General features: G+C 48.5%; 19 protein-coding genes, 2 pseudogenes and 1 riboswitch. Of the genes and pseudogenes, 12 read left to right on the top strand and 9 right to left on the bottom strand.

Features of this window, described 5'->3' with window-relative positions; genetic code table 11:
- The 4 genes and pseudogenes from D9741_RS14295 to metG form a co-directional block, all read right to left on the bottom strand.
- Entirely contained in the window at positions 1 to 3,033 is a 3,033-nt protein-coding gene (locus D9741_RS14295) for a WGR and DUF4132 domain-containing protein (protein WP_130217176.1), read from the bottom strand.
- Positions 3,034 to 3,045: 12 nt separating this feature from the next.
- A pseudogene (locus tag D9741_RS23845) lies at positions 3,046 to 4,122 on the bottom strand (DUF4132 domain-containing protein); the annotation flags it as partial.
- A gap of 2,532 nt (positions 4,123 to 6,654) precedes the next feature.
- Positions 6,655 to 6,846, bottom strand: a pseudogene (locus D9741_RS23840) (WGR domain-containing protein); the annotation flags it as partial.
- 140 nt (positions 6,847 to 6,986) lie between these two features.
- The gene (gene metG, locus D9741_RS14285; protein WP_130217180.1) at positions 6,987 to 9,020 is read right to left on the bottom strand and encodes a methionine--tRNA ligase; all 2,034 of its coding nucleotides are present in this window, start codon (positions 9,018 to 9,020) and stop codon (positions 6,987 to 6,989) included.
- Between the two features lie 167 nt (positions 9,021 to 9,187).
- Here metG and apbC point away from each other — a divergent pair, with 167 nt between their 5' ends.
- The 6 genes from apbC (at position 9,188) to D9741_RS14255 (ending at position 15,975) form a co-directional block, all read left to right on the top strand.
- Entirely contained in the window at positions 9,188 to 10,297 is a 1,110-nt protein-coding gene (gene apbC, locus D9741_RS14280; RefSeq protein ID WP_130217182.1) for an iron-sulfur cluster carrier protein ApbC, read from the top strand.
- Between the two features lie 259 nt (positions 10,298 to 10,556).
- Positions 10,557 to 10,838, top strand: coding sequence for a DUF2574 family protein (locus D9741_RS14275; protein ID WP_130217184.1), 282 nt, complete (start codon positions 10,557 to 10,559; stop codon positions 10,836 to 10,838).
- Between the two features lie 291 nt (positions 10,839 to 11,129).
- A complete protein-coding gene (locus D9741_RS14270; RefSeq protein ID WP_130217186.1) occupies positions 11,130 to 11,672 on the top strand; it encodes a fimbrial protein in 543 nt (180 codons plus the stop codon).
- A gap of 87 nt (positions 11,673 to 11,759) precedes the next feature.
- The gene (locus D9741_RS14265; RefSeq protein ID WP_130217188.1) at positions 11,760 to 12,434 is read left to right on the top strand and encodes a fimbria/pilus periplasmic chaperone; all 675 of its coding nucleotides are present in this window, start codon (positions 11,760 to 11,762) and stop codon (positions 12,432 to 12,434) included.
- 15 nt (positions 12,435 to 12,449) lie between these two features.
- Positions 12,450 to 14,930: a fimbrial biogenesis outer membrane usher protein gene (locus D9741_RS14260; protein ID WP_130217190.1), complete on the top strand. Its 2,481-nt coding sequence runs from the start codon at positions 12,450 to 12,452 to the stop codon at positions 14,928 to 14,930.
- Positions 14,931 to 14,940: 10 nt separating this feature from the next.
- Positions 14,941 to 15,975, top strand: coding sequence for a fimbrial protein (locus D9741_RS14255; RefSeq protein WP_130217214.1), 1,035 nt, complete (start codon positions 14,941 to 14,943; stop codon positions 15,973 to 15,975).
- An 81-nt stretch (positions 15,976 to 16,056) separates the two neighbouring features.
- Here the strand turns inward: D9741_RS14255 and rcnB are convergent, their stop codons facing one another.
- Positions 16,057 to 16,395: a Ni(II)/Co(II) efflux transporter accessory subunit RcnB gene (gene rcnB / locus D9741_RS14250; RefSeq protein ID WP_000153060.1), complete on the bottom strand. Its 339-nt coding sequence runs from the start codon at positions 16,393 to 16,395 to the stop codon at positions 16,057 to 16,059.
- Between the two features lie 217 nt (positions 16,396 to 16,612).
- The gene (locus D9741_RS14245) at positions 16,613 to 17,434 is read right to left on the bottom strand and encodes a nickel/cobalt efflux protein RcnA (protein WP_130217192.1); all 822 of its coding nucleotides are present in this window, start codon (positions 17,432 to 17,434) and stop codon (positions 16,613 to 16,615) included.
- Between the two features lie 120 nt (positions 17,435 to 17,554).
- On the opposite strand from D9741_RS14245, the gene rcnR reads away from it, so the two are divergent.
- From rcnR to D9741_RS14220, 5 genes are all read left to right on the top strand, one after another.
- Positions 17,555 to 17,827 (top strand): Ni(II)/Co(II)-binding transcriptional repressor RcnR, encoded by a 273-nt coding sequence (gene rcnR, locus D9741_RS14240; protein ID WP_000019944.1) that lies wholly within the window; start codon positions 17,555 to 17,557, stop codon positions 17,825 to 17,827.
- A 91-nt stretch (positions 17,828 to 17,918) separates the two neighbouring features.
- Positions 17,919 to 18,015: riboswitch (TPP riboswitch) on the top strand.
- A gap of 34 nt (positions 18,016 to 18,049) precedes the next feature.
- Entirely contained in the window at positions 18,050 to 18,838 is a 789-nt protein-coding gene (gene thiM, locus D9741_RS14235; RefSeq protein WP_130217194.1) for a hydroxyethylthiazole kinase, read from the top strand.
- Positions 18,835 to 19,635, top strand: coding sequence for a bifunctional hydroxymethylpyrimidine kinase/phosphomethylpyrimidine kinase (gene thiD / locus D9741_RS14230; RefSeq protein WP_130217196.1), 801 nt, complete (start codon positions 18,835 to 18,837; stop codon positions 19,633 to 19,635). The genes thiM and thiD overlap by 4 nt, the downstream gene beginning before the upstream one ends.
- 65 nt (positions 19,636 to 19,700) lie before the next feature.
- The gene (locus D9741_RS14225; RefSeq protein ID WP_130217198.1) at positions 19,701 to 20,519 is read left to right on the top strand and encodes a glycoside hydrolase family 25 protein; all 819 of its coding nucleotides are present in this window, start codon (positions 19,701 to 19,703) and stop codon (positions 20,517 to 20,519) included.
- Positions 20,520 to 20,570: 51 nt separating this feature from the next.
- A complete protein-coding gene (locus D9741_RS14220; protein ID WP_000434034.1) occupies positions 20,571 to 21,317 on the top strand; it encodes a GntR family transcriptional regulator in 747 nt (248 codons plus the stop codon).
- Here the strand turns inward: D9741_RS14220 and D9741_RS14215 are convergent.
- The 3 genes from D9741_RS14215 to D9741_RS14205 are packed head-to-tail and all read right to left on the bottom strand — an operon-like array spanning position 21,291 to position 24,531.
- Positions 21,291 to 22,256, bottom strand: a complete 966-nt coding sequence (locus D9741_RS14215) for a carbohydrate kinase family protein (RefSeq protein ID WP_130217200.1) — start codon at positions 22,254 to 22,256, stop codon at positions 21,291 to 21,293. The genes D9741_RS14220 and D9741_RS14215 overlap by 27 nt on opposite strands.
- A complete protein-coding gene (locus tag D9741_RS14210; protein ID WP_130217202.1) occupies positions 22,253 to 23,257 on the bottom strand; it encodes an ADP-ribosylglycohydrolase family protein in 1,005 nt (334 codons plus the stop codon). Before D9741_RS14210 ends, D9741_RS14215 begins: the two co-directional genes overlap by 4 nt.
- On the bottom strand, positions 23,254 to 24,531 hold the full coding sequence (locus D9741_RS14205; protein ID WP_130206976.1) for a nucleoside permease: 1,278 nt from the start codon (positions 24,529 to 24,531) through the stop codon (positions 23,254 to 23,256). The genes D9741_RS14210 and D9741_RS14205 overlap by 4 nt, the downstream gene beginning before the upstream one ends.
- A gap of 256 nt (positions 24,532 to 24,787) precedes the next feature.
- On the opposite strand from D9741_RS14205, the gene fbaB reads away from it, so the two are divergent.
- Positions 24,788 to 25,840, top strand: coding sequence for a class I fructose-bisphosphate aldolase (fbaB, locus tag D9741_RS14200; protein WP_000129551.1), 1,053 nt, complete (start codon positions 24,788 to 24,790; stop codon positions 25,838 to 25,840).
- Positions 25,841 to 25,965: the final 125 nt, after the last annotated feature.

The following is a 25,965-nucleotide window of genomic DNA, read 5'->3' as shown; positions in this document are numbered from 1 at the left end:
TTATTCAAACAGAGCTTCAATATCGTTAATCAACTCGCTGGCGGTGATGGCATCGAGCACGAAGAACTGTGCTTCCTGTGTTGAATTACTTCCCCAGCCATAGCTTTCTGCTTTGCCTTCCCATAGCCACAGCTTGCTTAAGAGTTGCTCGGCGCTAAGTTCGGCTGGCGACATACCAACTGCAAAGCCTTCATCGATTTCCATGATTAACGACCAGCGGCCCAGAGGTTTGATCATCCAGCCGATCCAGCCACCGTCCTGCGGTTCACCACGCATCCAGCCTTTATTTGCCAGCCCCATTACCCGACCACTCGGGCATTTTCTGCCTGCCCAGCGTGTCAGTTCGCTGGCATTGCGCTCGGCTTCTGTCAGCGCGTAACTGTTACGATCAAGCTGGCGGAACGGTGGTAACAGTTCGTAGTCGGCAAAAAGCTGCCCGAAGGCGGCAGCATCCGTCGGTGATATTTCCAGAACGTGAGGAATACCAATAGAGATATCGCCTTCCGGCAGGGTGAAAAGATCATCGTCAGCGGTGCTGTAGCTGTTATCTTCCGCTACGCGAAAGCAAGCCAGTAGCTGGTTTTCGGTGCTATAAACGCCCCAAATCAGACGGCGGGTTAAGTGGCGGACCAGCGGATGCTCAACCAGGAAGAGCTGAAAGTTTTCCGGTGACCAGCGGCGACGCAGGCACATGGCGGATTCCAGCCTTGCTACCTGCTGGGCGGCGACGGTACGCGCATCTTTTTTCAGCAATTTGTAGCGGTTAACAGCATCGTTCGCCTGTGATTCATCATCGCTTTTGTTTGGTTTGGGCAGGTCTTTCAGACGACTGCCGGAAGCGTCACGCACAAACGGTTTTAAGGTTTCATCAAAGCTGACGGTGAACTGGCGTGGGCCGAAATCCAGCAGCAACGAACCGTTATCATCCAGACCGAGATCCGGTGCTAACCGATCTTCAAGCTCCGCCACCGTGAGTTCGCGGCTCTCGGCAATGTTGGCAATTTTTTCTTTTGCCCGCTCCTGTAATGCTTTGAATTTCAGTTTCTGGGCGATGCCGTTAAGCTGCATCAGGGCGATATCGCTGCCGATAGCAGCGAGAATATCCAACCCAACGGTGGCGCGTTTATGCTGGGATTCACCAGGCCAGGCGCGTATTAATGGCGTCAGTTTGCGGGCGGTGTCATCGTTGCCGAGAACACCTAACGCAGTGAACGCCCAGCTCTCTTTCGACGGTGCTCCCGCAGTCAGCCAGGCGGTAAACAGATCCCAGGCAAATTCAGCCAGTGAGTCGGCGGTACAAGCGTCTTTCACCTGCAATAATCCCGGATACAGCACCTCTTCCTGAGGGAAGCGGAGCATTTCGCCGAGGTGGAGGAGGGCGCTATCTGGCAGTACCTTGCTGCTATTTTTGAGTTTCGGGCGAGTCCATAATGGAGGTTGATAAAACAACGGTAAAGGGGGAATTTTCGCTGGGTATTTACCCATAGGATCGCTGTCGTTATTTTTATTTTGAATTGCCCAGGGCGGTGAGACTAGTACCATTGGTAGAATTTCTGAGTTTGCAAAATCTTCATTGCGACTATTCAGCAATTGCTGACATTGTTGCAATAAATTTGCCGCTTGCGACGATAATCCGATGACTAATTTTTCGACCAATAAAGGATTTGCATTAAGTAATGAAACCAGCAATGTATGTTTGCGTTTATCATCTTTTTTTACCAATGCTTCGGCTAATGCCGCTATCGTGGCAGAAGGAAAATTTTCGGCACTTTTTATTAGTCGTTCATAACAGCGTTTATTAGTATCGGCGGCTTCGATGAGTGCCGTAATGGCCAACGGATGATTAATACATTTCAGTACGTCACCGCAATTATCTTCTTCAGCATAGGGAGCCAGGCGAGCCAGTGCCGCTATACCTTGCTCCCGTAATACCGTAGCTGACCAACTGGCACCATAGGTGTTAAATACATCAATGTATTGATAGTTCTCCAGTATTTCGAGCGTGAATGGATCTGTCGCTACCAGTTTCAACATTTCAAGTTGTGGAACATCTGCGACCTGGTGTAAACGATGTACGATCTCATGGGCCACTTCGGGTATTTCTGGCATTAAAATGGCAATTAACGGTTGGCGATAGAGTGATATATCTGGTAACGCAACGAGTAATTTTGCAATGCAATTTTGCCATACTTCTTCTTCTGCTAGTGATAAATGTTTACGCAGACGTAAACTAAATTTGTCGTTATTCCTTCTATAACTGTCCTTGCTGCTATCTGCATAATTAATAAAGAAAGTCAAATGTTCATCTTTATAGTCAAAATCGAAATCAATTTGCCACCAGAAGATGACAGTTTCAGTTGCGTATTCGATACCGAAGGTGCTAACAATTTCATCCAGCAACTCGGATGAGGTTTCATCATTCCAGCCCTGACAAAAACATATTTCCAGAAAAGTTAGTACCGCCATAGTACGCGCGGGTATCTCAGTCTTTTGGGCCTTAATTAAGCTGATTGCCTGGCTAATCGCATCAGCCCATTCATCAGAGCATGAGCTGTAATCGAAAGTCAGATTTTTATAATAGTGATAAGTACGATTTGCTAGCCGGGAAATTAAATTTTGTTTCTCGGGTTTGGTCGGTTTTTTTACTGGTTCCCCAGGCCAAAGGCGGTGGCTGAGTGCATAGCGGGCAATATTCGGGGGAAGAATAATGGGATCGTTGTCTGCCAGCCAGGGTAAACTGTTAGTTTCCATTTGATGCTTTATTGAGGCGTTTTCCTCTGTGACGAGGACTTTCTTTGCTGAGGCGTCATGTGAGTTAGCGTTTGAGTCTACTTGCTCCACATACCCCTTCTTCACCTTCTCCGCAACCAGCTTCAGTTCCGCTTTTTCCGCCGCCGCAGTATATGCAAAGCTTTTTACCTGACTTTGCCCGTTGGTGCCGACTTTGCCCCAACTGATATGCAGCTCGTTGTCTTGCTGCTCAACCGCCCAGAATTTATGTGATTTTTCGTCCTGATAAATATAGGTTTTCATTGCTAAATCCTTTTAATCAAACAGTGATTCGATGTCGTTAATCAGCTCGCTGGCGGTGATGTCGTCGAGCACGGAGAAAGTGGGGGAGGATTGTTTACCGTAGCGATCATAAGAGGCAGTGATTTTTACGCTTTCGACAGGCAGCAGGTCGCTATACCCCGTTTCGCCATAAATTAATGAAAAAGGTTCTGTTTCAAGTTCGAGATCGCCATAAGGAGTAGATTTGCGCATCGCGTAAACGCTGCCGCTTTCTTCCAGACGTTGCCAGCCTCGGCGTTCCAGCCCGACAATGCGCCCGGCCTGGCAAAGACGTCCTTGCCAGCGTATCAATTCATGGGAATCACGTTCATTATCAGCAAGGTGGTAATAACCACGATCGAGTTGGCGGAACGGAGGAAGTAGTTCGTAATCAGTATAAATTTGCCCAAATGCAGCGGCGGATTCAGGAGATATTTCCAGCACATGCGGAATACCGATGTTTCCTGCTGGTAACGTGAATAGCTCTTCCTGCGCATCGCTGTAAGTGCTGTCTTCTGCGACCCGGAAGCAGGCAATCAGCGTGTTTTCCTCAGTATATACTCCCCATAACAGCCGTCGGGTTAAGTGACGTACCAGCGGATGCTCCACCAGAAACAGGCGGAACTGCTCTGCCGTCCAGCGTCTGCGTTGGCACATAGCCTGCTCCAGACGATCAATCTGCTGGCTGGCTATGGCTCGCGCATCTTTCTTCAATTGTTTAAAGAGGTTAACGGCGTCAGTTGCCAGTGTTTTATCATCGCTCTGGTTTGGTTTAGGTAAATCTTTCAGGACTTTGTCGTTTGCGTCGCGAACCACGGGTTTCAAGGTTTCGTCAAAACCAACGGTAAATTGACGTGGGCCGAAATCCAGTGTCAGCGAGCCACTGCTATCAAGTCCTAAATCCGGTGCCAGGCGGTCTTCCAGTTCAGCCATAGTCAGCCCACGGTTTTCAGCGACCATGTTGATTTTGTCACTCGCATGTTCCTGCAATGCGGCGAATTTAATTTTTCGCGCGATGCCATTAAGCAGCATCAGCGCAATATCGCTGCCAATATCAGCTAATACATCCAGCCCGGAAACCGCGCGTTTATGCTGGGATTCACCCGGCCATGCGCGGATGAGTGGGGTTAATTTACGCGCGGTGTCGTCATTGCCTAAAATCCCAAGCGAAGTAAATGCCCAGTTTTCTTTTGCGGGTGCGCCAGCTTCTGTCCAGGCGGTATACAGATCCCAGCCAAATTCAGCCAGTGATTCGCGGGTGAAGGTTTCTTTGATGATCGCAAGCCCTGCGTAGGGGGTAATGTCGCGTGGAAAGCTCAGCATTATGCCGAGGTGGCGCATAGCGTCATCGGACAGAGGCAGGTTGTTACTTTTCAGCCGTGGTCTGCGCCATAAGGTGAACTGATAAAAGCCGGGCAGTGGGGCGATTTTAGCGGGATATTCTTCCAGTGGGTCGCTATCAAATAATGTTGCCAGCGCAGCTAAAACATCAGGTTGGTTATACCCCCGGGCGATTTCCTCAATCGTTTCTCGCTGGTTTAATTTCACTAGCAGGCGGAGCGCCTGGCGGGCACAATCACGATCTTTTCCTTTTTTGCCCAAGGCCACAGGAAGTAGCCCGGCGGCAGCATGGCGCGGGTAGTCAGTTAGCCAGTTTCGCGCATCTTCATAAGACATTTTTTTCTGTAGCTGTTGCGCCATCGGTAAGGCCAGTTCACTGACACCGAGGAAGAAGGTGAAGAAGCACAGGCGTCGTGGATTACGTTGCAGACAGGTCATAAATGCAGGTATGGCGGCGCGACCAAAAATTGCCAGAATATTTTCCTCACCAGAGTAGTTATCTTCTTTGACTATCTGGTTAAGAAAAGAAATGGCCTGTTGACCAGGCAGGTAACAGAGGGCAATGAGATTCCAGCTTTTATATGCATTGTCATGGTATTGCGCAAATTCAGCATTGAGTGCTGGAAAATCGAAGCGTAGCAGGGCATCAACGGCACTTTGTGGCGCCGGAATTTTTTCGTATATTTTTTCTCCGCTCTCCCGCCATTTGTCAAAACCAAGACACCACAGAATTTGCTGTTCTGGTGTGAGGGGGACTAAGTGTGTCTCCCAGCTTGCTTTTTCCATCGGCGGCAGGTCGGTAAACAATGTCTGTTTTGTTGCCTGCTGTTGGGCTATTTGCTGGAAGCGGGTGACAAGGTATGTACGGGTTAGTTTTTTGGCAATCTCTGGAGTGATATCCGAAACAGAAGGAACTGGAAGCACAGGAAGATCAAACACCGGCGTATTTTTCTTTTTCTCTTTGGTCATCCAGGGCGGCGAAACAAATAACTCCGGCAACATATCCACAGTGGCATATTCACATTCTTCAGCGACTGGCTGCGGACGACATTCAGATAAGATGCCTGCCGCCTTAGCATTAACCCAGGGAATGACGTCGCATACTAACTCTGGCGTGGCGGTAATCAGTTTGACAAGTGCGTTGCGCCACTGTGCATCTTCATGTATAGCCAGCAAAGTTGCATAAGCGGCAATAGCCGCAGCGGGATGTTTCTGACAGGCTTTGCTTAAGTATTCCAGGTGCTTTTTCTTGCCAATTACACCGAGGATCAGAATTTGAATCGCATCCGGGTGATTCGTTTTCCATAGCCATTTGACAAGATCTTCAGTCTCGCTGATGCGCTCGAAGAGATAAGTGGGATTGTCAGAATGCTCTTCCGTAAACTCAGTAAGTATACGGCCTGCACCGCGAATTCCATTATTTGCCAGCAACATTGCCAGATAAGCGCGAAAATCACGATATAACGGTGGGAAATCGTATTTTTCTGCTGTAGTCAGAGCGGCGTCATCGGTTACCACCAGTCTTAACCAGGTCATCGCCGGAACGTTTTGGTCTGCATAGCGTAGAGCCATAGCATTGGCGATATCCGGGCGTTCAGGGAGCAGTAACGCCGCAAAAGGTTGCCGTGCGGGGGAGAGCGAGGGAATAGCCGCAAGTACTTTATCTACACAGCGTTGCCACTCATCTTCTGAAGCGAGTGAAAGATGATGACATAGACGTTGATGCCAGTTCGGTAGTGATTCTGCTTCGTGAGCTGGAGGAATAATGGTCGTGACGACGCCTTTTACTGATTTATATTTTAGTTGAAGAGCGAGAAGGGCAATTTCAACGGCACTTTCCAGACCACAGCGAATGACTAAGTCATCGACCAGTTCATCTGCAGAGTAAGAGTTCCTAAAGTGCCAGAGTAATGCTGCGTCAGACTGCGCACTCCCTGTCTGTAGATTATCCCGGATTCGCAACTGTAATTCGGCAAACGCCTGCTTCCAGTTTTCCGGATAAGAACTGTAGTATTGTTTTAAATCATATGCATTGGTGTTATCTGCAATACGCTTCCATATCTCTCCTTTATTGCGCGGATAATTAATTTCTCTTGGCCTGCGGCGATGAGGAAAAGCAAATCGATTAATATCGTCAGTGACCGGAATGACTGCATTATCAGCCAGCCATGGGCGTTTATTTTGACTCACAGGGGGAGTTTTAACTTCAGGAGTGGCTTTGGTGACTGGAGGGATATATACGTTTGCCGAATCGCCTTCCACATAGTCTTTTTTCGTTTTCTCTGCGATCAGCTTCTGTTCCGCTTTTGCCGCCGCAGCAGCATCAGCAAAACTTTTTACCTGGCTTTGCCCGTTGGTGCCGACTTTGCCCCAACTGATATGCAACTCGTTGCCTTGCTGCTCCACCGCCCAAAATTTATGTGATTTTTCGTCCTGATAGATAAAGTGTCTCATTCTGCATCCCTGTAATTTTATCCAGTTGAATGCAGATGCTACCAGTATTTATGCGGGTTAGAGAGAGACAAAATCGCAAGAAAACAACTTTAGGAATTTATAAAGAAAAGGCGCTGTCGATGCAGCGCCTTGAAGGGGGATTATTTCACCTGATGGCCTGGTTTAGCACCAGCATCCGGGCTTAGCAGGAAGATATCTTTCCCGCCAGGACCGGCAGCCATCACCATGCCTTCAGAGATACCAAAGCGCATTTTACGTGGTGCCAGGTTGGCCACCATAATGGTGTGACGACCAATCAGTGCCTGCGGATCCGGGTAAGCAGAACGAATGCCGGAGAAGACATTACGTTTTTCGCCGCCGAGATCCAGCGTCAGGCGCAGCAGTTTGTCAGAACCTTCAACAAACTCTGCGTTTTCAATCAGCGCCACGCGCAGGTCAACTTTGGCGAAGTCGTCAAAGGTGATGGTTTCCTGAATCGGATCATCTGCCAGCGGGCCAGTAACTGGTGCAGCAGTGGCTTTCACTTCTTCTTTAGAGGCTTCCACCAGAGCTTCAACCTGTTTCATATCGATGCGGTTATACAGCGCCTTGAACGGATTCACTTTGTGGCCCAGCAGCGGTAGCTGGATACCATCCCAGGTCAGTTCCGTATTCAGGAATGCTTCTGCACGCACGGTCAGTTTCGGCAGTACCGGCTTCAGGTAAGTCATCAGCACGCGGAACAGGTTGATGCCCATTGAGCAAATCGCCTGCAGGTCAGCATCGCGACCTTCCTGTTTTGCGACTACCCACGGAGCCTGTTCATCGACATAGCGGTTAGCCAGGTCAGCCAGTGCCATGATTTCGCGCACTGCTTTACCAAATTCACGGCTTTCCCACGCTTCACCAATCACTTCAGCGGCATCGGTAAAGGTTTTGTACAGCTCAGGGTCAGCCAGCTCGCTTGCCAGCACACCGTCAAAACGCTTGTTGATAAAGCCCGCATTACGGGAGGCCAGGTTAACCACTTTGTTAACGATATCGGCATTCACGCGCTGAACGAAATCTTCCAGGTTGAGATCGATATCATCAATGCGCGAAGACAGTTTTGCAGTGTAGTAGTAACGCAGGCTGTCGGCGTCAAAATGATTCAGCCAGGTGCTGGCTTTAATAAAGGTGCCGCGAGACTTGGACATTTTCGCGCCGTTCACCGTCACATAGCCGTGAACAAACAGGTTGGTCGGCTTGCGGAAGTTGCTACCTTCCAGCATGGCAGGCCAGAACAGGCTGTGGAAGTAAACAATATCTTTACCGATGAAGTGATACAGCTCGGCGGTGGAATCTTTCTTCCAGTATTCGTCGAAGCTTACGCTGTCGCCGCGCTTGTCGCACAGATTCTTGAATGAACCCATATAGCCAATCGGCGCGTCCAGCCAGACGTAGAAATATTTGCCCGGCGCGTTCGGAATTTCAAAACCGAAGTACGGCGCGTCGCGGGAGATATCCCACTGTTGCAGGCCGGATTCAAACCACTCCTGCATTTTATTTGCCACTTGCTCCTGCAACGCGCCGCTGCGGGTCCATGCCTGCAACATTTCGCTGAAAGAAGGCAGATCAAAGAAGAAGTGTTCGGAATCACGCATTACCGGCGTAGCGCCAGAAACCACCGATTTCGGTTCGATCAATTCAGTCGGGCTATATGTTGCGCCGCAGACTTCGCAGTTATCGCCGTATTGATCAGGTGCTTTACATTTCGGGCAGGTGCCTTTCACAAAACGGTCCGGCAGGAACATGCCTTTTTCCGGATCGTACAACTGAGAGATGGTGCGGTTTTTAATAAAACCGTTCTCTTTCAGGCGGCTGTATATAAGCTCCGACAGCTGACGGTTCTCTTCGCTGTGCGTAGAGTGGTAATTGTCGTAGCTAATGTTAAAGCCTGCGAAATCAGTCTGATGCTCCTGACTCATTTCGCCAATCATCTGCTCCGGTGTGATACCAAGTTGCTGGGCTTTCAGCATGATTGGCGTACCGTGGGCATCGTCGGCGCAGATGAAGTTGACCTCGTGGCCGCGCATTCGCTGGTAACGGACCCAGACATCAGCCTGGATGTGCTCCAGCATATGGCCGAGGTGGATTGAGCCGTTGGCGTACGGCAGTGCGCACGTTACCAGAATTTTCTTCGCGACTTGAGTCATAGTAGGCATTACTTCTTTGTAGTGAAAAGGGCTTAGATAGTACCAAATGGGGCATGGTTACGTAAGTCCTGTGCAAGCATCTTATGATGCATTATTAGGTAAGTACTTAGCTGTTAACTTCAGGTAAACTAATAGCGATAAGTTATCTTTATAAATAAGGAGTCGGGATGAACGAACAATCCCAGGCCAAATCACCAGAAGCCCTGCGCGCAATGGTCGCCGGGACACTGGCCAATTTTCAGCACCCAACCCTCAAGCATAACCTCACTACGCTAAAAGCGTTGCACCATGTTGCCTGGATGGACGACACGTTGCATGTGGAACTGGTTATGCCGTTTGTCTGGCATAGTGCGTTCGAAGATTTAAAAGAGCAATGTAGCGCCGAATTGCTGCGTATCACTGGGGCGAAAGCTATCGACTGGAAACTGTCGCATAACATTGCCACTCTGAAACGAGTGAAGAATCAGCCGGGTATTAACGGCGTGAAGAACATCATTGCGGTCAGTTCCGGCAAAGGCGGCGTGGGTAAATCCTCCACTGCGGTAAACCTGGCGCTGGCACTGGCGGCGGAAGGGGCGAAAGTCGGCATTCTGGACGCCGATATCTACGGCCCATCAATCCCAACCATGCTGGGCGCAGAAAACCAGCGTCCGACGTCACCAGACGGCACCCATATGGCACCGATTATGTCTCATGGCCTGGCAACCAATTCAATTGGTTATCTGGTCACTGACGACAATGCGATGGTATGGCGTGGTCCAATGGCCAGCAAGGCGCTAATGCAGATGTTGCAAGAAACCTTATGGCCAGACCTCGACTATCTGGTGCTCGACATGCCGCCAGGAACTGGTGACATTCAGCTGACGCTGGCGCAGAACATTCCAGTAACCGGTGCAGTAGTGGTAACAACGCCGCAGGATATCGCGCTGATTGATGCCAAAAAAGGCATCGTGATGTTTGAAAAGGTCGAAGTTCCTGTGCTCGGTATTGTCGAGAACATGAGTGTGCATATTTGCAGTAACTGTGGTCACCATGAGCCGATTTTCGGCACTGGCGGCGCAGAGAAACTGGCAGAGAAATACCACACGCAACTGCTGGGGCAGATGCCTTTACACATCTCCTTACGCGAAGATCTTGATAAAGGCACGCCAACGGTTATCAGCCGTCCGGAGAGCGAATTTACCGCTATCTACCGCCAGCTGGCAGACCGTGTTGCAGCCCAACTCTACTGGCAGGGCGAAGTCATCCCTGGCGAGATTGCCTTTCGCGCCGTATAACGCGTATTAACCTTTTAGGTTATTCTTCATTCACCGCATCAATGTTAAATTGATGCGGTGAATTTTTTTGCAGCTTTAATAACCCCTTTTTTAATGCCGCGAATATTCAGTGGATCTTAGTCCGAAACTGTACAAAGGCGATTGATTGTGCAAGCACTGTCTCTTTATCATCCCTCGTGGCTGTGTAGCGGATGTACAGCTATAGTTTGTTATGCACTCAATCTACCCGGCATAACCTTTACTACAGGGATAACGTTCAATGAATAAGTATTGGTTGTCAGGAGTTTTTTTTCTTGCTTATGGACTAGCATCACCCGCGTTCTCTTCTGATACTGCAACATTAACCATCAATGGCAGGATTAGTTCCCCTACATGCAGTATGGATGTTGTTAATAATCATCTTCAGCAACGTTGTGGGCGGTTGTTACAACGAGTTGAAACCAACTATCGCGCTTCTTCTACTGCAAAAGGCGTTACGACAGAAGTGGTTGCTGTGGGTAATAATGACAAACGTAAAATCGTGTTAAATCGTTACGATTAATTTGGCAACACCGTTTTAAGCATATTTAGAAAGCCAAAATCATTCTCGTGAATGATTTTGGCTTTTTTATTTATTTAATAAATGTTATTTACGGTAATTTGCGGTAATCAATCAGTTTCAAATATGTTTGTTATATGGGATTATGTGTTGTGATTATATTGTATTAGTTAATTTGTTTTAAATCAATAAAACAATATGTTTACATTGAAGCAACCTTTTTGGTGTGAGAAATTTGTTTCCAAGAGATACAGACTCTTAACAAAACAAAATAAACCTATTAAGGAACACATTATGAAACGTTCAATTATTGCTGCCGCTGTCTTGTCCTCTGTATTTATGAGTGCTGGTGTATTTGCTGAAGACGTCGACACCGGAACTTTAACCATTAAAGGAAATATTGCTGAATCTCCATGTACATTTGTTGCTGGTGGTGATTCAGTCAGTATTAATATGCCGACTGTACCAACCACTGTATTTGATGGTAAAGCGAAATATTCAACTTATGATGATGCGGTTGGTGTAACCAGCAGTATGCTGAAAATTACTTGTCCGAAGACTATTGATGGCGTAAAACTTTCATTGATCACCAACGAGAAAATTCTTGGTAATGATAAGGCAATATCCAGTAGTAATGACACAGTTGGATACTATCTCTATTTAGGGGATAGCAGTGACGTACTGGATATTTCCGCACCGTTTAATATTGAAAGTTATAAAACTGCTGACGGACAATATGCCATACCGTTTAAGGCAAAATATCTGAAGTTGACTGACAGTGGTGTTGCATCTGGTACTGTTAACTCTTCATTGGTTATGCGTGTTGCCCAGGATTAAACATTTAAAATAATCACCTTATTTTTTCAGCAACTTAAAATGGCCGCCATATTCATGGCGGTCAGCATAAATATAAGAGGCATTAAGATGAAAGGATTATTATCTTTACTCATCTCTTCTATGATATTTCCTGTGCATGCCGGAATGGTTATTTTCGGGACACGTATCATTTACCCGGCAGAGCAGAAAGAAGTCATGGTACAACTGATGAATCAGGGAAACCGCTCTTCGCTGGTGCAGGTATGGATTGATGATGGTGACACGTCTCTGCCGCCAGAAAAGATTCAGGTTCCTTTCATGTTAACGCCACCAGTAGTGAAAGTAGCGGCCAATTCTGGGCAACAAATAAAAATTAAAATCATGCCTAATAAATTACCTGTTAATAAGGAGAGTATTTTCTATCTAAACGTTCTGGATATTCCACCGAATAGCCCAGAAGATGAAGGAAAGAATGCGTTAAAATTTGCCATGCAAAACAGAATCAAGTTGTTTTACCGACCTGCAGGTGTTGCCCCAGTAAATAAAACGACCTTTAAAAAATTGCGGGTGAGTCGTAGCGGTAATAACGTAGTCATAAAAAATGACTCGCCAAATTGGGTAACGATTTCTGACGTTAAGGCTAATAACGTCAAAGTGAATTATGAAACTATCATGATTGCACCACTAGAAAGTCAGAATGTCAGTGTGAAAAATAATAATACGGATGGCTGGCAACTGACCATTATCGATGATCACGGCAACTATATTAGTGACAAAATTTAATCGCAGGAGCTTCCTATGTTGAGAATGACCCCGCTTGCATCAGCAATAGTCGCGTTATTGCTCGGCATTGAAGCACATGCAACAGAAGAAACCTTTGACACCCATTTTATGATGGGAGGAATGAAAGGTGAGCAAGTAACAAATTTGCGTCTTGATGATAATCAGCCTTTACCCGGCCAGTACGACATTGATATTTATGTCAATAAGCAATGGCGTGGAAAATATGAGATTATCGTAAAAGATAACCCAGATGAAACTTGCCTGACGCGTGAAATTGTAAAGCGGTTAGGTATAAATAGCGATAATTTGGCACGCGACAAACAATGCTTAACATTTGAGCAACTTGTACAGGGTGGAAGCTACGCCTGGGATATTGGAATTTTTCGTTTGGATCTTGCTGTCCCACAGGCCTGGGTCGAAGAACTGGAAAATGGTTACGTTCCGCCAGAAAACTGGGAACGGGGAATTAATGCGTTTTATACGTCTTATTATGTAAGTCAGTATTACAGTGACTATAAAGCCTCGGGTAATAGTAAGAGTACCTATGTGCGTTTTAACAGTGGGCTAAATTTGCTGGGATGGCAGCTGCATTCTGACGCCAGTTTTAGCAAAACGGATAATAATCCAGGGGAGTGGAAAAGCAACACACTGTATCTGGAGCGTGGATTTTCTCAAATTCTCGGTACTCTGCGTATTGGTGATATGTACACTTCAGCCGATATATTTGATTCCGTTCGCTTCAGCGGAGTTCGGTTATTTCGTGATATGCAGATGTTGCCAAACTCGAAGCAAAATTTTACCCCGCGGGTACAGGGGATTGCCCAGAGTAACGCGTTGGTAACTATTGAACAGAACGGTTTTGTCGTTTATCAGAAAGAGGTTCCACCTGGCCCATTTTCGATTAGTGATTTGCAGTTAGCGGGCGGAGGTGCGGATCTTGATGTGAGTGTTAAGGAAGCCGATGGATCAGTTACTACATATCTGGTGCCTTATGCGGCAGTACCTAATATGCTGCAACCTGGCGTATCAAAATATGATTTTGCAGCGGGCCGTAGTCATATTGAAGGTGCGAGCAAGCAAAGTGATTTTGTCCAGGCAGGTTATCAGTATGGTTTTAATAACTTATTGACGCTGTATGGCGGCACGATGGTTGCTAATAATTACTACGCGTTTACCCTCGGAACAGGTTGGAACACGCGCATTGGCGCAATTTCAGTCGATGCAACTAAATCGCACAGTAAGCAAGACAATGGTGATGTGTTTGACGGGCAAAGTTATCAAATTGCTTATAACAAATTTTTGAGCCAAACATCGACACGTTTTGGTCTGGCGGCCTGGCGTTATTCGTCGCGTGATTACCGCACGTTTAACGATTATGTGTGGGCAAATAATAAAGATAATTATCGTCGTGATAAAAACGATGTCTATGACATTGCCGATTATTACCAGAATGATTTTGGTCGCAAAAATAGCTTTTCCGCCAATATGAGTCAGTCATTGCCAGAAGGCAGGGGATCTGTGTCATTAAGTACTTTATGGCGTGATTACTGGGGGCGCAGTGGCAGTAGTAAAGATTATCAACTGAGTTATTCCAATAACTGGCGGCGGATAAGCTATACCCTCGCGGCAAGCCAGGCGTATGACGAGAATCATCATGAAGAGAAACGTTTTAATATTTTTATATCAATTCCCTTTGATTGGGGTGATGACGTTACGACGTCTCGTCGGCAAATATATATGTCTAACTCAACGACGTTTGATGATCAGGGTTTTGCCTCAAATAATACGGGATTATCAGGAACAGTAGGGAGTCGGGATCAGTTCAATTATGGTGTCAACCTGAGTCATCAACATCAGGGAAATGAAACGACAGCTGGAGCGAATTTAACCTGGAACGCGCCGGTGGCAACAGTGAATGGCAGTTATAGTCAGTCGAGTACTTATCGACAGGCTGGAGCCAGTGTTTCAGGGGGCATCGTCGCCTGGTCGGGTGGCGTTAATCTGGCGAACCGTCTTTCCGAAACGTTTGCTGTGATGAATGCGCCAGGAATTAAAGATGCTTATGTCAATGGGCAAAAATATCGCACAACAAACCGTAATGGAGTGGTGGTATACGACGGAATGACACCTTATCGGGAAAATCACCTGATGCTGGATGTGTCGCAAAGCGATAGCGAAGCAGAATTGCGCGGTAACCGGAAAATTGCCGCACCTTATCGCGGCGCGGTTGTACTGGTTGATTTTGATACCGATCAGCGCAAGCCCTGGTTTATAAAAGCGTCAAGAGCGGATGGGCAACCATTAACGTTTGGTTATGAAGTCAATGATATCCATGGTCATAATATTGGCGTTGTCGGCCAGGGAAGCCAGTTATTTATTCGCACCAATGAAGTACCGCCAGCGGTTAATGTGGCAATTGATAAGCAACAAGGGCTTTCATGCACAATCACCTTCGATAAAGAGATTGATGAAAGTAAAAATTATATCTGTCGGTGAGAGGTGGAATATGATTTTCAGAAATGGAATGTTACTAATTTTTATTTTATGGGCTAGTTTTACCTGGGCTGGATGTCGTACCACTGCATCATTAAATATTACTGATAGTATTAATGTGGGGGAGATTTTAGCGAATGAGGTTTCCTTTAGTAAAAGTGTTGTGTTTACTGGGATATCTTGTGATACGAGCACGGATAAAATAGTCTATAAAAATATCCAAAGTGATTGGGTTGAAGTCGGGCCTTTTGGTAATGGCGAAAAGTTAAAGGTTAAAATAGAGTCTTTAGGTAAAACCAGTGACACGATTGGGAAATCCAGCAATGCGCAGGCAGTATTACCCTATGTGGTTAAAATATCTAAAGGCACACCTGATTTTACTGGAGAAAGAAAACCTACCTGGTTTCTTTCAGATACTGTGATTGCAAATATTGGCGGTGAGTCATCTTCATCCATTGACTTTTGGTTGAGCATTTGTAAGACATTGAAGATTAACTGGTGTGTAAGTTATCTCACCAGTAAACTGGCGGGGGATACATTTACGCTTGGATTAAGTATTTCCTATTATCCTAAAAATACGACCTGTAAGCCTGAAAACACAATAATAAAAGTAGATGATATTGCCTTGTCCCAACTCAGAAGTCAGGGAAAGATTACGGCGAATAGTAAGGAAGGAATAATTACGTTGAAATGTGATAATCTTTTCGGCGACACAAAACAAGCATCGCGGAATATGGTCGTATATCTTTCCAGTAGTGACTTAGTTACAGGAAGCAATACAATTTTGCGCGGCAACATAGATAATGGTGTAGGATTTGTGTTGGATCTAAAAGAACCACCAAAAGGGACTGAAGCAGTCATCAAAATTTCTGCTAGCGGCGATCAGGGCGCGGCGACATCATTATGGAAAACAGATAAACCCGGGGCTTCTTTAAATAGTAATATTATTAATATATCTGTCCTGGCCAGTTACTATGTTTATGATAAAAATAAAGTAAAATCTGGCGCACTACAGGCAACCGCATTAATCAACGTGAAATATGACTAATAACAAGTAAGACGAGCAAGTGGCTAATAATAAAAAATAATAAGGTGTCTGCATTTCCCCCTCTCTCCGAGGGGGCTTTTTTTAGCGATGGTAAAAAATCTCACCGTCGTAGGCTTTAATGATTTTTCCGTCGGTATCATTGATCAGCACATATGCACCGCCCATATAGGTCCAGTGGGTTCCGGCGTCAGGTGCGGGCAGGTTACGCAACTGCCACTGCTTAATGTTGTATTCATCGGTACGGTACATTTCTGGTACGGTGTCACCTGGTTTGAAATGCTTGAAGTCAGCAATGAAACTGCTTAACTCATACTTCGAAATTCCCGAGGCATTGGTCGAACCCGCGGTGGCTGGTGCGGCCCATGCTGCGCTGGTTACCAGCAAAAGCGCACCCAGCAACATCTTATTTTTTATGGTCATATACTCTCCACTTTGGGGATCAGTAAAATCAGTCGCATATCTTTCCTGCCATACAATATAACCGACAAGCGATATTTTGTTAGTGATCCCATGATTTCGTAAAAAGTGTAAATGAAAGGATGCAGAAAAAGCATCCTCATTGAGCGAGATGTGAGCGGAATAAGCTGATTTAAGAATCATCCTGGGCTAAAGGGATAACGAATCCCAGATGATTGTTTTATCTCATAATACCCATAAAACCATGCACTCCCATATACAACCCGACTAAACCAATCAACAGACTGGAAAAATAGGGGGCGCGTTTAGCGAGAGTGTTAAATCCGCTCCAGCGTTTTGCAACCTGCTGAACACTGATTGCTGCGCCAACGCCTACGGTGACCAGCGTTAATGCCAGGCCGATGCTGAAACTGACGACCAGAGTTGCCCCCAATGTGAGGGCTTTCAACTGAATACAAATCAACAACACTGTTATTGCCGCAGGGCAGGGGATAAGCCCGCCGGTTAAGCCAAACAGCAAAATTTGCCAGTTGGTGACCTCTCTACCATCAAAGCGTCGTTTAATGTCACTGGCATGGGCCAGCGCATGAGCATCCTGATACTCGTCGCTCTGACCATGTTCGTGATGATGATCATGCTCGTGGTTGTGGTCGTGATGATGGTCATGATGGTGGTGCTCATGCATATTCTCCAGCCAGTTTTGTTCACCTCGCCAGGTGCGCCAGAACATCCAGAACGCGGTGCCAATAATGATCACCGCGGAAATCAACTGAAGCCACGGCTCCGCTGACTGTGCAGTAAAGCGTTTGCTGATCACCATCCCGCCAAAGGCAATCAACCAGACCACCGCGGTATGCGAAATGGTTGCTGCCAGTCCGAGCATCACCGCCTGTTTAATGGTGCCTTTGATGGCGATGATAAACGCCGCCATCATCGTTTTTGAGTGTCCTGGCTCCAGACCATGAAGTGCACCAAGTAAGATGGCGCTGGGGATGAAAAACCAGGCGTTTCCTTGCTGAAGAAGAGTGGTAAATTCGGTCATGATAATAATTCTTAGTATTAAGTCGGCGGCCTGATTCTACTCCCCCCCAGTACCTTATACTACCCCCCAGTAGATTAATAGTGCTATGATTTTCCATGATCTTGTTAACCAGGTGTTGCCATGTCTCATACCATCCGTGATAAACAGAAACTGAAAGCGCGTGCCAGTAAGATTCAGGGACAGGTTGTTGCGCTCAAGAAAATGCTCGACGAGCCGCACGAATGTGCTGCCGTACTACAACAGATTGCCGCTATCCGTGGTGCGGTAAACGGCTTGATGCGAGAAGTGATTAAAGGCCATCTGACGGAACACATTGTTCATCAGGGCGATGAATTAAAGCGTGAAGAAGATCTGGATGTCGTTCTGAAGGTGCTGGATTCTTATATCAAATAATTTATTAACGCGATTGTAAAACTGCGGTTTTTCCTCGTTTACAACGCGTGCGCTGGACATTACCATCCTCCTCTGCGATTTATCATCGCAACCAAACGACTCGGGGTGCCCTTCTGCGTGAAGGCTGAGAAATACCCGTATCACCTGATCTGGATAATGCCAGCGTAGGGAAGTCACAGACCATCAGGTCATTGCTTCTTCACGTTATGGCAGGAGCAAACTATGCAAGTCGACCTGCTGAGTTCCGCGCAATCTGCGCACGCGTTACACCGCTTTCACCAACACTCTCCCCTTGTGCACTGCATGACCAATGATGTGGTGCAAACCTTTACTGCCAATACCTTACTGGCGCTCGGTGCATCGCCAGCGATGGTTATCGAAGCCGAAGAGGCCAGTCAGTTTGCGGCTATCGCCAGTGCCTTGTTGATTAACGTAGGCACACTGACGCAGCCACGTGCGCAGGCGATGCGTGCTGCCGTTGAGCAGGCAACACGATCACAAACGCCCTGGACGCTTGATCCGGTTGCGGTTGGTGCACTCGATTATCGCCGCTGTTTTTGTCTGGAACTCCTGTCTCTTAAACCAAGCGCCATACGTGGTAATGCTTCGGAAATCATGGCATTAGCTGGCGTTGCTAATGGTGGACGGGGAGTGGATACCACTGACGCCGCAGCTAATGCGATACCCGCTGCACAAACACTGGCACGGGAAACTGGCGCAATCGTCGTGGTCACTGGCGAGGTGGATTATGTTACCGATGGTCGTCGCACCGTTGGCATTCACGGCGGCGATCCGTTAATGACCAAAGTGGTGGGAACTGGCTGTGCATTATCGGCGGTTGTCGCTGCCTGTAGTGCGTTACCAGGCGATACGCTGGGAAATGCCGCATCTGCCTGTCACTGGATGAAACAAGCCGGAGAACGCGCCGTCGCCAGAAGCGAGGGGCCAGGCAGTTTTGTTCCACATTTCCTTGATGCGCTCTGGCAGCTGACGCAGGAGGTGCAGGCATGAAACGAATTAACGCTCTGACGATTGCCGGTACTGATCCGAGTGGTGGTGCGGGGATTCAGGCCGATCTTAAAACCTTCTCGGCACTTGGCGCTTATGGTTGCTCAGTTATTACTGCACTGGTGGCGCAAAACACCCGTGGCGTACAGTCGGTGTATCGCATTGAGCCTGATTTTGTCGCCGCCCAGCTCGATTCGGTGTTCAGCGATGTGCGAATCGACACCACTAAAATCGGTATGTTGGCGGAAACCGATATTGTTGAAGCGGTGGCAGAACGGTTGCAACGTTATCAGATCCAAAACGTGGTACTCGACACCGTTATGCTGGCAAAAAGTGGCGATCCGCTGCTTTCACCTTCGGCGGTTGCCACGCTGCGCGGTCGATTATTGCCACAGGTTTCATTAATAACGCCAAACTTGCCCGAAGCTGCTGCCTTGCTCGACGCGCCACACGCGCGTAACGAACAGGAAATGCTGGAACAGGGACGTGAATTATTGGCGATGGGCTGTGGCGCAGTGCTGATGAAAGGCGGTCATCTGGATGATGAGCAAAGCCCGGACTGGCTGTTTACTCGTGAGGGAGAACAACGATTTACTGCACCGCGCATTATGACCAAAAACACCCACGGCACTGGTTGTACGCTCTCTGCGGCGCTGGCTGCACTACGCCCGCGCCATACAAACTGGGCTGACACCGTACAGGAGGCAAAAAGCTGGCTTTCTGCGGCGTTAACGCAGGCAGACACGCTGGAAGTTGGCCACGGGATTGGTCCGGTTCACCACTTTCACGCCTGGTGGTGAGCACCGTAGTATAGCTGCTTTGGCATTTTTCAGCTTTTTCGCGCTGAAATTCAGGGATGAAACCAATGCAGCTAAGAATCGCCAGTCGAAAAAAATTCACCGCTTTGATATGCGCTCTGGGGCTAATTTCCATCGTTGCGATTCATCCCCGTCAGACGGTGAATTTTTTCTATTCGACAGCAATTCAGATTAAAGACTACATCCACTTTTATGGTTATCGCCCGGTCAAATCTTTTGCTATTCGTATCCCTGCCAATTACACCATTCATGGTATTGATGTTTCACGCTGGCAGGAGCGGATCGACTGGCAGCGTGTAGCAAAAATGCGCGACAACGGTATTCGCTTGCAATTTGCCTTTATCAAGGCGACGGAAGGCGAAAAGCTGGTGGACCCGTATTTTTCGCGTAACTGGCAACTAAGCCGTGAAAATGGCCTGCTGCGTGGGGCGTATCACTATTTTTCTCCGTCGGTATCCGCTTCAGTTCAGGCCAGATTATTTCTGCAAACGGTGGATTTTGCCCACGGCGATTTCCCTGCCGTGCTGGACGTAGAAGAACGGGGAAAATTATCGGCAAAAGAATTACGCAAACGGGTAAGTCAGTGGCTAAAAATGGTCGAAAAAAGCACGGGGAAAAAGCCGATTATTTACTCCGGAGCCGTGTTTTATCACACGAATCTGGCGGGGTATTTCAATGAGTATCCGTGGTGGGTGGCGCACTATTATCAACGTCGTCCGGACAATGACGGCATGGCCTGGCGCTTCTGGCAGCATTCCGACCGTGGACAGGTAGATGGCATTAATGGTCCGGTGGATTTTAATGTGTTTAATGGCAAGGCGGAGGAATTGCAGGCTTTCGTTGATGGCATTAAAGAAACGCCTTAAATAACCAGCAGTGATATACTTCCTCCAGACTCCCCGGCAGGAAAAAGACAAATGGAACAAGCGCATACCCAGCTTATTGCTCAACTGAATGAGCGTATTTTAGCGGCGGACAACACGCCGCTTTATATTAAGTTTGCCGAAACGGTAAAAAATGCCGTGCGCAGCGGGGTGCTGGAACATGGCAATATTTTACCCGGCGAGCGTGATTTAAGTCAGTTAACCGGCGTTTCGCGTATTACGGTGCGCAAGGCGATGCAGGCGCTGGAAGAAGAGGGCGTGGTGACACGTTCGCGTGGTTACGGCACGCAGATCAACAACATCTTTGAATACTCGTTGAAAGAAGCGCGAGGATTTTCTCAACAGGTGGTGTTACGCGGTAAAAAGCCCGATACGCTATGGGTTAACAAGCGAGTGGTTAAATGCCCTGAAGAGGTGGCGCAGCAACTGGCGGTCGAAGCGGGCAGTGATGTCTTTTTATTGAAGCGTATTCGTTATGTCGATGAAGAAGCGGTATCGATTGAAGAGTCGTGGGTTCCGGCGCATTTAATTCATGATGTTGATGCCATCGGTATTTCTCTCTATGACTACTTTCGCAGTCAGCATATTTTTCCAAAGCGTACCCGTTCCCGCGTTAGCGCCCGGATGCCGGATGCCGAGTTTCAGTCACATATTCAGTTAGATAGCAAAATACCGGTGCTGGTGATCAAGCAAGTGGCGCTTGACCAACAGCAACGGCCTATTGAGTACAGCATCAGCCACTGTCGTAGCGATCTATACGTTTTTGTGTGTGAGGAGTAGTTCCTCGCGCGTCGGCGCGCAATCACCGCCGCGATTCCCGACAACCCACGATGCCACTGCATTGCCCAGTAATACGGCATCCGCCAGTGGCAGACCGGAGGCCAGCCCGGCAAGTACGCCACCTGCGTGGCTATCACCTGCGCCAATGGTGTCTACAACTTGCGTTGGAAATGCGGGAGCGCAGCCTGACGTGTTGTCGCTGAAATACCAAGCACCTTCTTTATCGAGACGAACGATCAACGACGCGGCAAATTTCTCCTGCCATTGCTTGCCAAGCGTTGTTATCTCTGCGGATAAAGCAAAACGTTCGGCGGCAATCTCAGCCTCTTGACGATTGAGTGACACGACAGGTCGACAGGCCATGATCCGCGCAAGTAATGCATCCGGGATATCACCAATACGTGGGCCAAAATCGATAAACGGCGTCACGTCTTGCAGCTCTTCCAGCCATTCCACTAACAATTCGCCGCAGGGCGAGGCCAGTTGATAACCGGAAAAATAGAGCAGGCTGCCAGGCGCAACGGTTAATCGCGCCAGCCATTCGCGATTCCACTGATTTTCCACACCACTGAATGACATAAAAGTGCGTTCGCCATCCGGCTCAACCAGCGCCAGACACCAGCCGTTATCGCCTTCAGCGTTATCGATCAGGCTGATTAACCCCTCTTTCGCCATCCGGTTGCGAATAATCTCCGCCCACACGCCCTGACCGAGCGGCAGGGCATTACCCGCTTCGATGCCGAGGCGCTTTAACGCCACGGCAATATTCAGTGCGCAGCCGCCAACGTTAACGCTCTGCTGTTTCAGTTCGATATCGCACCCACGCCAGGGCAGGGCGTAAGCGTCGGCGATCACATCAATGACCGCCGCGCCAATCACCATAACCGGCTGACGCGTGGTTAATTCAGGCAGCAGCGTGTGTAATCGAGCGCCGCTCATACCGCCTCCCGTTGTTGACGATATTTCGCCAGCGCTGTGGCATAGCGGTTGAAATCAAGCTGATTTACCGCATCCAGTTCCGCCTTTAACGCAGGATCGATAGCGTTAACGCCATGCAACGCGCCGCAAATTGCCGTCGCCATAGCACCGATGGTGTCTGTGTCGCCGCCAAGATTGGCGCACAGGACGGCGCAACGGTTCGGATCGGTTTGTGCCAGCTCAACCAGCGCAATGGCGCACGGCACGGACTCAATGGTGCTGGTGCCTGCGCCAACGACCTGGTAAAGCTGTTCGCTGGCGGATTCGGTGCCGTCGGCATTGCGCACAATTTTCAGCGCAATCTCCAGCCGCGCCGCCAGTGAGGCGCTGAACGTGGTGATGCGTTTTTGCTGTGCATGTCGCGCAATTGAAGGCAGGGAATCAACAATCGTTGACCAGCTTTCTCCGTCAATGGCACGAGAAATTGCCCACGCGATGACTACCGCACCTGCAACCGCCAGATCGGATTTATGGGTCGGGCTGGACGCCAGCGCCACATCATCAATAAAGGAATCAACATCGCGCGCCGGAAGCAAACAACCTAATGGCGAGACGCGCATCGCTGCGCCGTTGGTCACGCCGTTGTTTTCCAGTTCAGCAACGGGTTTACCGTCGCGAATGGCGTTAAGCGCAATCTTCGAGGTCGGGCCTAGCACGTTTTTGTTAAAGGCGTCGAAACGCAGCGCCCAGTCGAGAATATTACGCCCAATCAGATCCGGATCGATCTTGCCTTCACGTTCCAGTAACGCATTCGCCAGACACAGCGCCATCGAGGTATCGTCGGTGAATTCGGCGCGGTTAAAATAACAGGCCGCGTTATTCTCCTTTGGTCCAGGCAGAAAACGGTCAATCCAGCCAAAGTGTGCTTTAACGCGGCTGCGTGGCCAAAGCTCGGAGGGCATCCCCATCGCATCCCCTAACGCCTGCCCGTAAAGAGCACCGAGAATACGTTCTGTTTTCATTTAACTTCCCCTTGTGTCAACGCAATATCGCGATCATCGACCTTGATAGCCGTAATTTCGCTGTCGGATTCGCGGAAAAAAATCATGAACAGCACGGCGATAATGGCAATCATCACCGCGCCAAAAGTCCACATCCCGGCCCAGTTGAAGGTCAGCCCGTTTACCGGTTCCTGATAAGCAAACATCTTCTCCATCATCACTCCGCCAAGACGATAACCGAGCAAACTGCCGAAGCCCTGGCAGCAGAGCGTGATCAGCCCCTGCGCGGCGGTACGCATATGCACGGGGGCTTTTTTATCGACATAGATGTAAGCGGTAACGTAGTAAAAATCGTAACTTACGCCGTGCAGCAAAATGCCGAGGAACAGTAACGCGTAGGTAAAATATTCATCCGCACTACCGTAAATAAAGAAGCCATAACGGATCGCAGCGGTGACCAGACCAAGCAATAATACCTTTTTGATACCAAAGCGTTTGGTGAAAAACGGCAAAGCCAGCATAAAGAAGATTTCAGAGAACTGGCCGAGCGTCATCCAGCCAGTGGCGTTTTTCATGCCGACTTCAGTCAGATAACCGTTGGCAAAGATGTAATAGAACGCCAGTGGCATCGCAAACAGGAATGAACAGAAGAAAAAGACGAGGAAATTTTTATCGCGCAGCAGGATCAGCGCATCCAGGCCGAGCATGACTTTAATGTCCATTTTGCCGGTGCTTTTTGGCGGAGTGTCTGGCAGGAATAAGGCAAACGCACCGAGCAATGCGGAGCTTCCTGCGGTAATTAACAGCGGAATATTGGTCGGTGAGATATCGTCATATCCCAGCATCTGAGGCAGGAATCCGCAGACCAGGCCAGAGGCAATCCAGCCTATAGTCCCCAGTACGCGAATGCGCGGAAAATCACGCTCCACATCCGGGACGTTAGCAAACGCGATACTGTTAGTCAGCGCAATGGTCGGCATATAGGTTAGTGAGTAGGCCAGCAGTAACGGGAAGAACCCGGCAAAGGTGGTCTGTTGCGCGGCGAAATACATCAGCACCGCACCGGCGAACATCAATACCGCCAGTACTTTCTGCGCCGAGAAAAAGCGGTCAGTGATGGAGCCAACCAGAATAGGCGACAGTATCGCCGCAATGGCGGTACATGCATAGGACCAGCCAATTTCTCCGGCACTGAAACCGCTTTTACTTAGCCACAGCCACAATGGCACAAACCACGCGCCCCAGATAAACCATTCAACAAACATCATGAACGACAGCTTTGCTGTTGTTTTCATCTTTTAATTCCTTCATGACAGGTAATGTAAGGTACGCGCTGACAATACCACTTAACAATACCTTTTAAATACCTTTGCGGTGAAAGCTTGACCGCTGTAACACTTTTTCTGATGAATCGTGCCAACAGAAAACGCTGAAAAAACAGCCGAAAGATGGAAAAACTCGTCCGTAACGACCAGGATTATGATTGCCCGCAAAAGGTGGGCCAGGACAATCCATAGCCGATATCCAATCGGAATTTACGGGAGCATAGTAATGACAGATATTGCGCAGTTGCTTGGCAAAGACGCCGACAACCTTTTACAGCACCGTTGTATGACTATTCCTTCTGACCAGCTTTATCTCCCCGGACATGATTACGTAGACCGCGTGATGATTGACAATAATCGACCACCGGCGGTGTTACGTAATATGCAGACGCTCTACAACACCGGGCGTCTGGCTGGCACAGGATATCTTTCTATTCTGCCGGTTGACCAGGGCGTTGAGCACTCTGCCGGAGCTTCATTTGCCGCTAACCCGCTCTACTTTGACCCGAAGAACATTGTAGAACTGGCGATCGAAGCGGGCTGCAACTGTGTGGCGTCAACTTACGGTGTGCTGGCATCGGTATCGCGGCGTTACGCGCACCGCATTCCATTCCTCGTCAAACTTAATCACAACGAGACGCTAAGTTACCCGAACACCTACGATCAAACGCTGTATGCCAGCGTGGAGCAGGCGTTCAACATGGGCGCGGTGGCGGTTGGCGCGACCATCTATTTTGGCTCGGAAGAGTCACGTCGCCAGATTGAAGAAATTTCTGCGGCCTTTGAACGTGCGCACGAGCTGGGCATGGTGACAGTGCTGTGGGCCTATTTGCGTAACTCTGCCTTTAAGAAAGATGGCGTTGATTACCATGTTTCCGCCGACCTGACCGGCCAGGCGAACCATCTGGCGGCGACCATCGGTGCAGATATCGTCAAACAAAAAATGGCGGAAAATAACGGCGGCTATAAAGCGATTAATTACGGTTACACCGACGATCGCGTGTACAGCAAACTGACCAGCGAAAACCCGATTGATCTGGTGCGTTATCAGTTAGCTAACTGCTATATGGGGCGCGCAGGGTTGATTAACTCCGGCGGCGCTGCGGGCGGTGAAACCGACCTTAGTGATGCAGTGCGTACTGCGGTCATCAATAAACGCGCTGGCGGAATGGGGCTGATTCTCGGACGTAAAGCGTTCAAGAAATCGATGGCTGACGGCGTGAAACTGATTAACGCCGTGCAGGACGTTTATCTCGATAGCAAAATTACTATCGCCTGATACGTTTCATACGAACAGCACTGCCCCGTATGCCGGATAAGGCGTTTACGCCGCATCCGGCAACCTGTGCCTGATGCGACGCTGAAGCGTCTTATCATGCCTATACAGCACTACCTCGTGGGCCG

Source organism: Escherichia sp. E14V7, assembly GCF_004212225.1.
GTDB lineage: Bacteria > Pseudomonadota > Gammaproteobacteria > Enterobacterales > Enterobacteriaceae > Escherichia.
This window is presented reverse-complemented; position numbering and strand designations above follow the sequence as displayed.

Coding starts and splice junctions, on each gene's coding strand:
- rcnB (WP_000153060.1), bottom strand. CDS start 16,395: ATGACCATAAAAAATAAGATGTTGCTGGGTGCGCTTTTGCTGGTAACC.
- D9741_RS14220 (WP_000434034.1), top strand. CDS start 20,571: ATGGAACAAGCGCATACCCAGCTTATTGCTCAACTGAATGAGCGTATT.
- thiM (WP_130217194.1), top strand. CDS start 18,050: ATGCAAGTCGACCTGCTGAGTTCCGCGCAATCTGCGCACGCGTTACAC.
- D9741_RS14215 (WP_130217200.1), bottom strand. CDS start 22,256: ATGAGCGGCGCTCGATTACACACGCTGCTGCCTGAATTAACCACGCGT.
- D9741_RS14210 (WP_130217202.1), bottom strand. CDS start 23,257: ATGAAAACAGAACGTATTCTCGGTGCTCTTTACGGGCAGGCGTTAGGG.
- D9741_RS14275 (WP_130217184.1), top strand. CDS start 10,557: ATGAATAAGTATTGGTTGTCAGGAGTTTTTTTTCTTGCTTATGGACTA.
- rcnR (WP_000019944.1), top strand. CDS start 17,555: ATGTCTCATACCATCCGTGATAAACAGAAACTGAAAGCGCGTGCCAGT.
- thiD (WP_130217196.1), top strand. CDS start 18,835: ATGAAACGAATTAACGCTCTGACGATTGCCGGTACTGATCCGAGTGGT.
- apbC (WP_130217182.1), top strand. CDS start 9,188: ATGAACGAACAATCCCAGGCCAAATCACCAGAAGCCCTGCGCGCAATG.
- D9741_RS14265 (WP_130217188.1), top strand. CDS start 11,760: ATGAAAGGATTATTATCTTTACTCATCTCTTCTATGATATTTCCTGTG.
- D9741_RS14270 (WP_130217186.1), top strand. CDS start 11,130: ATGAAACGTTCAATTATTGCTGCCGCTGTCTTGTCCTCTGTATTTATG.
- fbaB (WP_000129551.1), top strand. CDS start 24,788: ATGACAGATATTGCGCAGTTGCTTGGCAAAGACGCCGACAACCTTTTA.
- D9741_RS14295 (WP_130217176.1), bottom strand. CDS start 3,033: ATGAAAACCTATATTTATCAGGACGAAAAATCACATAAATTCTGGGCG.
- D9741_RS14225 (WP_130217198.1), top strand. CDS start 19,701: ATGCAGCTAAGAATCGCCAGTCGAAAAAAATTCACCGCTTTGATATGC.
- D9741_RS14260 (WP_130217190.1), top strand. CDS start 12,450: ATGTTGAGAATGACCCCGCTTGCATCAGCAATAGTCGCGTTATTGCTC.
- D9741_RS14255 (WP_130217214.1), top strand. CDS start 14,941: ATGATTTTCAGAAATGGAATGTTACTAATTTTTATTTTATGGGCTAGT.
- D9741_RS14245 (WP_130217192.1), bottom strand. CDS start 17,434: ATGACCGAATTTACCACTCTTCTTCAGCAAGGAAACGCCTGGTTTTTC.
- metG (WP_130217180.1), bottom strand. CDS start 9,020: ATGACTCAAGTCGCGAAGAAAATTCTGGTAACGTGCGCACTGCCGTAC.
- D9741_RS14205 (WP_130206976.1), bottom strand. CDS start 24,531: ATGAAAACAACAGCAAAGCTGTCGTTCATGATGTTTGTTGAATGGTTT.